7 protein-coding genes are annotated in these 7,236 nt (G+C 70.9%); 3 read left to right on the plus strand and 4 right to left on the minus strand.

Annotated elements, in window-relative coordinates; genetic code table 11:
- Nucleotides 1–151: 151 nt before the first annotated feature.
- From AC4NMM_RS15075 to AC4NMM_RS15085, 3 genes are all read right to left on the minus strand, one after another.
- A complete protein-coding gene (locus AC4NMM_RS15075; RefSeq protein WP_096395964.1) occupies nucleotides 152–1,216 on the minus strand; it encodes a Gfo/Idh/MocA family protein in 1,065 nt (354 codons plus the stop codon).
- Nucleotides 1,217–1,304: 88 nt separating this feature from the next.
- Nucleotides 1,305–1,796, minus strand: a complete 492-nt coding sequence (locus tag AC4NMM_RS15080; RefSeq protein WP_096395962.1) for a hypothetical protein — start codon at nucleotides 1,794–1,796, stop codon at nucleotides 1,305–1,307.
- Between the two features lie 72 nt (nucleotides 1,797–1,868).
- Nucleotides 1,869–3,590: a thiamine pyrophosphate-binding protein gene (locus AC4NMM_RS15085; protein WP_096395960.1), complete on the minus strand. Its 1,722-nt coding sequence runs from the start codon at nucleotides 3,588–3,590 to the stop codon at nucleotides 1,869–1,871.
- A 160-nt stretch (nucleotides 3,591–3,750) separates the two neighbouring features.
- Between AC4NMM_RS15085 and AC4NMM_RS15090 the strand changes: the two genes are divergently transcribed.
- Both AC4NMM_RS15090 and AC4NMM_RS15095 read left to right on the plus strand, forming a co-directional pair.
- A complete protein-coding gene (locus AC4NMM_RS15090) occupies nucleotides 3,751–4,035 on the plus strand; it encodes a DUF5789 family protein (RefSeq protein ID WP_491924643.1) in 285 nt (94 codons plus the stop codon).
- Entirely contained in the window at nucleotides 4,035–4,589 is a 555-nt protein-coding gene (locus tag AC4NMM_RS15095) for an adenylate kinase (protein WP_096395956.1), read from the plus strand. The genes AC4NMM_RS15090 and AC4NMM_RS15095 overlap by 1 nt, the downstream gene beginning before the upstream one ends.
- A gap of 66 nt (nucleotides 4,590–4,655) precedes the next feature.
- Here AC4NMM_RS15095 and AC4NMM_RS15100 read toward each other — a convergent pair whose 3' ends face one another.
- Nucleotides 4,656–6,539: a DEAD/DEAH box helicase family protein gene (locus AC4NMM_RS15100; protein ID WP_096396294.1), complete on the minus strand. Its 1,884-nt coding sequence runs from the start codon at nucleotides 6,537–6,539 to the stop codon at nucleotides 4,656–4,658.
- 163 nt (nucleotides 6,540–6,702) lie between these two features.
- Here AC4NMM_RS15100 and AC4NMM_RS15105 point away from each other — a divergent pair, with 163 nt between their 5' ends.
- Nucleotides 6,703–6,846: a hypothetical protein gene (locus AC4NMM_RS15105; protein ID WP_004598452.1), complete on the plus strand. Its 144-nt coding sequence runs from the start codon at nucleotides 6,703–6,705 to the stop codon at nucleotides 6,844–6,846.
- Nucleotides 6,847–7,236: the final 390 nt, after the last annotated feature.

Consider the following 7,236-nt stretch of genomic DNA (forward strand, 5'->3'; position numbering starts at 1 on the left):
AGCCCCTCGTCGCCGTCGCTCGTGGCTATTTAAATACGTTTTCGTCGCCATCGATCTGCGATACTCACTCCCGCTATCGCTCATCCCTTCCTCTATATTGAACGGAACTGGGGCCGAATATGGTTCTTGTAGAGGGTTTCAACGGGGCCGCTCAGTCCAGCCGGACCGCCGCGCCGGTCTCCGAGGACCGGTAGATGGCGTCGATGACGCGCTGGACGCGTAACCCCTCCTCGACGGTGTTGATCGCGGGCGCCTCGCCCGCGGCGACCGCTTCGAGGAAGGTCGCCTGCTCGGCGGCGTGGGCGTCGCCCTCGCGCGTCTCGACCGTCGCGTCCGTGAGGTGGTGGCCCCCGCCGACGCCAGCCTCGTGGATGGTGAGGTCGTCGCTGCCGCGGTCGAACGTCGCGCCCGCCTCGGTGCCGCGAACGACGAACTCGTCCGTTGCCGGGCGGTTCGTCGCCCACGCGACCTCCAGCGACACCGTGGAGCCGTCGGCGCCGCGGATGAACGCCGACGCGGAGTCGTCGACGTCGAACCCCTCCGGACCGTTGTCGTCGCCCCACATGTGGACGTACGCGTAGTCGTCGCGGCCGCCGAACTCCGAGCGCGTCTCGCCGGAGACCTCGACGACCTCGGGATGGTCGAGGAAGTAGAGGGCTAGGTCGATCGCGTGGACGCCGATGTCGATGAGCGAGCCGCCGCCGGCGACGTCCGCCGACGTGAACCACGAGCCGCGGCCGGGAACCCCGCGCCGGCGCACGTAGTTCGCCTCGACGTGGGTCGTCTCGCCGAACCGCCCCTCGTCTTGGTAGTGTTTGATCACCCGAACGGGCTCCGCGAACCGGTTGTTGAACCCGACCATACAGAACCCCTCGGCGGCGCGGGCGGCCTCGGCGATGCGCTCGGCGCTCTCGAGCGTGTGCGCCAGCGGCTTCTCCAAGAGCACGTCGAGGCCCGCTTCCAGCGCCGTGGTCGCGTACTCCTCGTGGAAGCGGTTCGGCGTGGTAATAAGCACGGCATCGCACGCCTCGTAGAGGGCCGCTTCCTCCTCGTAGGCGGGGAGGTCGAACTCCTCGTGGAACCGCGCGCGGGCGTCCGCGTCGATGTCCATCCCGCCGACGAGGTTCGCGCCGCGTTCGACCAGCTTCGTCGCGTGGTGGGACCCGATACCGCCGAGGCCGACGATCCCGACGGCGACGTCGTTCGGATGCGTCATGGACGGGATTCACAACGAGAGTTGTTAAGGCTCACGTCCCGTCGCGCGCGCCGCGAAAGCGACAGTTCGACCCGCCGGCACGACCGGATCACGCGGCCGGGAAGGCGATGACGGCGGCGATCGCGCCGTCGACGACCGCCGTCGCGCCGTCGGTCATCGCAGGTGACAGCGAGTCGACGACGTCGAAGAGGTCACCGAGCGCGCCCGCGTTCTCGGCCAGCCCGTCGCGCGCGTCGAGGAGCGCCCGGAACCGCTCGGGCTCGCGGGCGATCACGAACCGACCGACGGACGCGCCCGTGACGAGGAACGCAAGGGCGGCGAGCGCGCGCGATATCGCGAGCAGCTTCAAGAGGACGGGGAGCGCCAACGCCACCGCGAGCGCGGCGACGACTCCGGTCACGACCTCGCCGAGGGATCCGCCGTCGGCGAGGTCGACGACGCCCGCTCCGGAGAGCAGGACGAACCCGCCGACGAGGAGCGCCAGCGAGCCCCACATGAACGCCGCCAGCAGGCGGACGGGACCGTCGTAGCCCCTTCCGGGATCGTCCGGGACATCGTCGTGAACCCACGGGTTTCTCATACGCCAACTCGGGAGCCGGCGCCCATATAGATCGCTTCAGATGTCGGAAACGCCCGGCGTGAAACCGAGTGGCTACTCGCCCGGTCGCGCCCCGGTCATCCACTCGCTCGCCTGCGGCTCGTTCGGGTCGGTGACGACCTCGACGAGCGCGGGCCCGTCCCGAGTCCGAGCGCGCTCGACGGCGTCGCCGACGGCGTCGCGCTCGCGGACGCGCTCGGCCGGCAGGCCCATGCCCGACGCGACCGCGACGAGGTCGAGCCCGGTCTCCGCCCAGCCGTAGGCGCCCTCGGAGAACTCGTACGATCGCGACGCCTCCTCGCTGATGATCGCGTAGTCGTCGTTGTTGAGCGCGACGACGGTGACGTCTATCCCCTCGCTCGCAAGCGTGTGAAGTTCGTGAACGCACATCATCAGCCCCCCGTCGCCGGTGAGCGCTACCACGTCGCGGTCCGGGTTCGCCAGCTTGGCGCCGATCGCGGACGGGACGCCGGTGCCCATCGTCGCCCACGAGCCCGGGTTGACGTACGAGCGCGGCCCGGACGCGGGGAACGAGACGAGCGTCCACAGCCGGAACCCGCCCGCGTCGGCGGTCACGACCGCCTCGTCGGGGACCGCGTCGCGCACCGCCGAGAGGACTTCGACCGAGCGGAGCGGGTCGTCGGGACCGCGGCCCTCGGAGAGCGCCGCGAACCGGCCGCGGTCGGCCGCGCGGACCGCCTCGGCGCGCTCGGCGCCGTCGCGGTCGCGAGGCGGCGTGCGCTCGTCGGCGAATTCCTCGTCGAGCGCGCGGAGGAAGCGGTCGGCGTCGGCGACGACGCCGAGGTCGGTCTCGTAGCCGAACCCCACGTCGTCGCCGTCGAGCGTGACGTGGACCAGCGTATCGGGCATCGAGACGGACCACGAGGCGGTCGCGACCGCGTCGAGATCGGAGCCGACGACGAGGCCGACGTCGGCGCCCGCGAGGAGGTCGCGGAGCTCCGCGCTCGCGCCGCCACAGAGGACGCCGGCCGACAGCGGGTGCGACTCCGGGAGCGTCCCCTTCCCCTTGTACGTCGTCGCGACGGGCACGTCGAACGACTCGGCGACCGCCCGGAGCGCGTCGCTCGCGCCCGACCGCCTGACGCCGCCGCCGGCGAGGACGACGGGCGCCGTCGCGTCGGTCAAGAGGTCGGCGGCCTCTGCGACCGCCTCCGCGGGCGGAGCCGGCGGTGGCGAGGGGCCGCGGTCGCCCACCGCCGGCTGGGGCGTGCGGCCCGCGAGGACGTCCTTCGGGATCCCGACGCGGACCGGGCCCTGCGGGTGTTCGCGGGCGGTCCGGATCGCCTCGGCGACCGCGGGGACCGCGCCCGCGGGCGAGTCCACGAGGACGTTCTCCTTGACGACCGTGTCGTACGTCTCCGGGGGCGTCTCGTGGATGCCGTCGCCGCCGCGCACTGAGCGCTCCGTCTCGACGGCGAGGTGGAGGAGAGGGACGCAGTCGTTCAGGGCGTTCTTCAGCCCGTTCATCGCGTTCGTGTCGCCCGGGCCGGGGACGACGCAGGTGGCGGCCATCGCGCCCGGCGCGCTCGTCTCGGCGTACCCCCACGCCTGATGGGGGACGGCGGTCTCGTGGCGGGCGACGACGAACCGCGCGTCGCGGTCGGCGAGCGCCCGGTTCAGCGGGAGGGTCTGCTTTCCGGGGATGCCGAAGACGGTGTCGACGCCGCGGTCGAGCATGGCGTCGACGACCGCCTCCGCGACGGTCGGGGGCTCGGCGTCCCTGTCGGCGGCGGGCGAAGGCTCGTCGGCGTCCATGTCGCGAAGTCGCCGGAGCGGGTGTTGAAAGCTTCGCCCGCCGACGCTCCGCGAGCGATCGCGCGGACCCGCCCCGGGCCGGGAGGGAACGCCTCGGAGAAACCGTGACGACCCGAGTCACATGTGCACTTATCCTCGCGTGCGCTGTCGTATGGTATGTATGTGCTTACCAGAGACGCGCGACCTGTTCGCGAGGAAGCTGGAGTTTCCGGCGCCCCGGGACGAGGTGGTTGAGACGGTCGGTGACACGGAGCTGTCGCCGCCGGACGGAGAGTCAACGACGATCCGGGCGGTCATCGACCGATCGGACGTCGAGACGTTCGACTCCGCGGACGCCCTCTACGACACGCTGATGATGCTCGTCGGCGCACAGTTCATCGGCCGCCGGTACTACGACGACCGCGGCGGGACCCCGGGGGGCGAGGAGAACGAGGTGAGCTTCTGATGTCCGTCACGCTCGTGTCGGGAGTCAACGGCGTCGGCCTCTCCAGCGTCTGCCAGGCGGTCCGACGCGGACTCGGAGACGGGTACAAGCTGATCAACTTCGGTGACGTGATGCTCGAACAGGCGGCGGCGATGGGCATCACGACCGAGCGGGCCCGACTCGGCACGCTCTCGCAGACCGAAACGCGTCGCCTCCAGCGTCGCGCGGGCGAGTTCGTCGCCGAGGAGGCGGAGACGACGAACGTGATCCTCTCGACGCACCTCGCGGTCGAAACGCGGACCGGCTACGTCCAGGGGTTACCGGTCGAAGTGCTCCAAGACGTCTCGCCTGACGCGTTCGTCCTCGTGGAGGCGGAGCCGGCGACGATCCTCGAACGGCGACGAGAGAGCGACCGCGACCTCAACGGGGTCACCGAACGCCGGATCGACTTCGAGCAGGACCTCAACCGGTCCGCGGCGCTCCAGTACGCGAGGGACCAGAACGCACCCGTTCGGTTCGTCGAGAACGAGGGGGAGATCGAGGAGGCGGCCGAGCACCTCGCGGACTCGATCTGACCCGCCGATTCGGTTCGACTCGCTCCGGAGGCCGAGGGGGTCGGGTCGCGGGGAGCGAGTCGCGGGCTACTCCGCGATATTCGTCTCGCGGACGCGGACGCCCTTCCGGCCGAGGTGGCGCATCTGCCGCTGCGCGAACTCCTCCTCGCTGGAGCCCCGGGTCGCGAGGACGTAGACGAGCGCGGAGCCGGTCGGCCGCATCGTCCGGCCGGCGCGCTGCGACCCCTGTCGCCGGGAGCCGCCGAGGCCGCTCGCGACGACCGCGAGCTCGGCGTTCGGGAGGTCGATCCCCTCGTCGCCGACGCGGGAGACGACGAGGACGTCGAGGCCGTCGTCGGTGCCAGCAGTGTCGGCGGTGCCACCGTCCTCCGCGCGGAACCGCCGGAACAGCTCCGCGCGCTCGTGGTGCGGCGTCTCCCCGCTGATGAACGGGGCGCCGAGCGCGTCGGCGATCGCCTCGCCCTGATCGAGGTACTCGACGAAGACGAGCGCCTTCTTGTCGCGGTGGGCGGCCAGCAGGTATCGGATCTCCTCTATCTTCGCGGGGTTCTCGGCCGCGAGGCGTCTGCGCTCCCGGCCGTCCGCGGCGGCGTACTCGCTCTGCGCCAGCTCGTCGCGCCACGGCACGTAGCGGATCTCGACCTCGGGCTCCTGGACGAAGCCGGCCTCGAACAACGCGTCCCAGTCGGCGCCGATGGGCTGGCCGATCAGGGTGTATATCTCCTCCTCGCTGCCGGTCTCGCTGACGGGCGTCGCCGAGAGGCCGAGCCGGTGTTTGCTCTGGAGCTCGGCGGTCCGGGAGTAGACGGGGGCGCTGACGTGGTGGGCCTCGTCGAAGCAGATCAGCCCCCACTCGCGGGAGTCGAAGAGGCTCCGGTGGCGGTCCATCCCCGCGATCTGGTAGGTCGCGATCGTCACCGGGCGGATCTCCTTGGTCCCGCCGTGGTAGAGCCCGATGTCGGCGGGATCGACCGTGGAGTGGTCGAGCAACTCCTCGCGCCACTGGTCGGCGAGTTCGCGCGAGGGCACGAGGATGAGGGTCTCTCCGCCGACCGCGGCGATCGTCGCGATCGCGGCGACGGTCTTGCCGGAGCCGGGCGGGCCGACGTACACGCCCGACTTGCGGTCGAGGAACTCATCGACCCAGGTCGCCTGGTAGTCGCGGAGGTCGGTGGTGAGTTCGATCTCGACCGGATCGCCGGTCTCGAGGTCGCGGTCGTCCTCGACGGGATAGCCCGCGTCGTAGAGCGCGCGCTTCACCGCGGCGACGGCGTCCTCGTTGACCCACGCCTCGGTGTCCGAGATGGGCGCGCGGAGGTGGTCGTCGTCGAGGTGCTGGTCCGCGACGTTTCCCATCAGGTTCTCCGAGGCGGCCTCGAGGACCACGTAGCCGTCGGCGTGGGTGTACAGCCGGAAGCGGTGCGCGCGACGCCACTGGTCGCGCACCCAGTCTTCGAGGTGTTCGAAGCGGCGCGGGAGCACGGAGCGCAGCGCGTCGACGACCGCGTCGGCGTCGTCGAACGGCGCGGCCCACACGTCCTCCTGCCGGATCCGGTAGAGGTAGCCGCGCGTGCCGGGCTCCGTGCCGGTGGTGTCGACGAGGTTCGCGAACTGCGAGAGCCGCGCGCGGGTGTACTGAGTGGGGCGGTCGACGACGATCTCGCGGCGCTTCGGGAAGACCACGACGCGCTCGCGGCTCGCTAACGCGCCCCAGTCGCGCGGGTAGAAGACGACGGGGTCGGCCTCGACGTCGAGCCGGTCCACGTCGCCGCGGTCGACGAGCGCGCCGAGGGCGTCGCGGGCCGCGGCCTGCGTCGTTCCGAGTCGGCGGGCCACCTCGCTCGCGGTCGCGACCGGGCGCTCCTCGGCTTCGAGCGCCTCGTGGAAGCGGTCTAAGGAGAGGTTGTCGTCATGATCATTTCCGGCGTCGTCGCCGGTGTCGTCGGTCATCGTCGCCGCTTCGGCCGCGAGGCGGAAAGGGGTAGCGTCACCGGGCCGACCGTCGACCGCGTCCGACACGGTCGGCCCCGCCCGGCACGGCCGGTCCCGTCCGGCGCGGTCGGCCGTCTCCGACACAAAACATATACGGCGGATTCCGAAAACGTCCGGCCCCATGCTTGACGCTGAATTCGAAGTGTGTACCGAGTGCGGCAACCTTCACATGGAAGGCGGGGCCGGTCCCCGTGACGTCGCGGAGTGCGCGGTGTGCGGCGGCCGCGTGAGCGACGTCGAACTCGACGACATCATCGGGTTGTAGGCGGATCCGACTCCGACCGAGTCGACGACGCCGCCGAGACGGCGATGAGTTGAACGATTTATAAATAACTGGGACAGCGCGGGTTCGCTCGTCCGACAGGGGGCCGAGTAGCCGTATCGTCACCGAACTCGCGGGCCCGGCTCCGGTAGTTCAGCCACTATTTATAAGTAACCGCTCTCGCCGCGGAGAGCACTCCAAAGCCCCAGCCGCTCAGTGATAAATATCTACTATTAGATCGACGGACGACACTTCCAAAGCCCCAGCCGCGAGGGCTCGGTGCGCTCGCTGCGGTCCTCGTCGTTCGCTTCGCTCACTCCTGCGGTCCTTGCGTCGCGCGCCTTCGCCCTCGCGGCAGCGTGGCGCTACGCGCCACGGGCAGCCGGCGGCTTC

This window comes from Halorubrum sp. SD41, assembly GCF_058630335.1.

Excerpts from the sequence above, each read along its gene's own strand:
- AC4NMM_RS15100 (WP_096396294.1), bottom strand. The coding sequence starts at position 6,539 with ATGACCGACGACACCGGCGACGACGCCGGAAATGATCATGACGACAAC.
- AC4NMM_RS15080 (WP_096395962.1), bottom strand. The coding sequence starts at position 1,796 with ATGAGAAACCCGTGGGTTCACGACGATGTCCCGGACGATCCCGGAAGG.
- AC4NMM_RS15095 (WP_096395956.1), top strand. The coding sequence starts at position 4,035 with ATGTCCGTCACGCTCGTGTCGGGAGTCAACGGCGTCGGCCTCTCCAGC.
- AC4NMM_RS15090 (WP_491924643.1), top strand. The coding sequence starts at position 3,751 with ATGTGCTTACCAGAGACGCGCGACCTGTTCGCGAGGAAGCTGGAGTTT.
- AC4NMM_RS15085 (WP_096395960.1), bottom strand. The coding sequence starts at position 3,590 with ATGGACGCCGACGAGCCTTCGCCCGCCGCCGACAGGGACGCCGAGCCC.
- AC4NMM_RS15105 (WP_004598452.1), top strand. The coding sequence starts at position 6,703 with ATGCTTGACGCTGAATTCGAAGTGTGTACCGAGTGCGGCAACCTTCAC.
- AC4NMM_RS15075 (WP_096395964.1), bottom strand. The coding sequence starts at position 1,216 with ATGACGCATCCGAACGACGTCGCCGTCGGGATCGTCGGCCTCGGCGGT.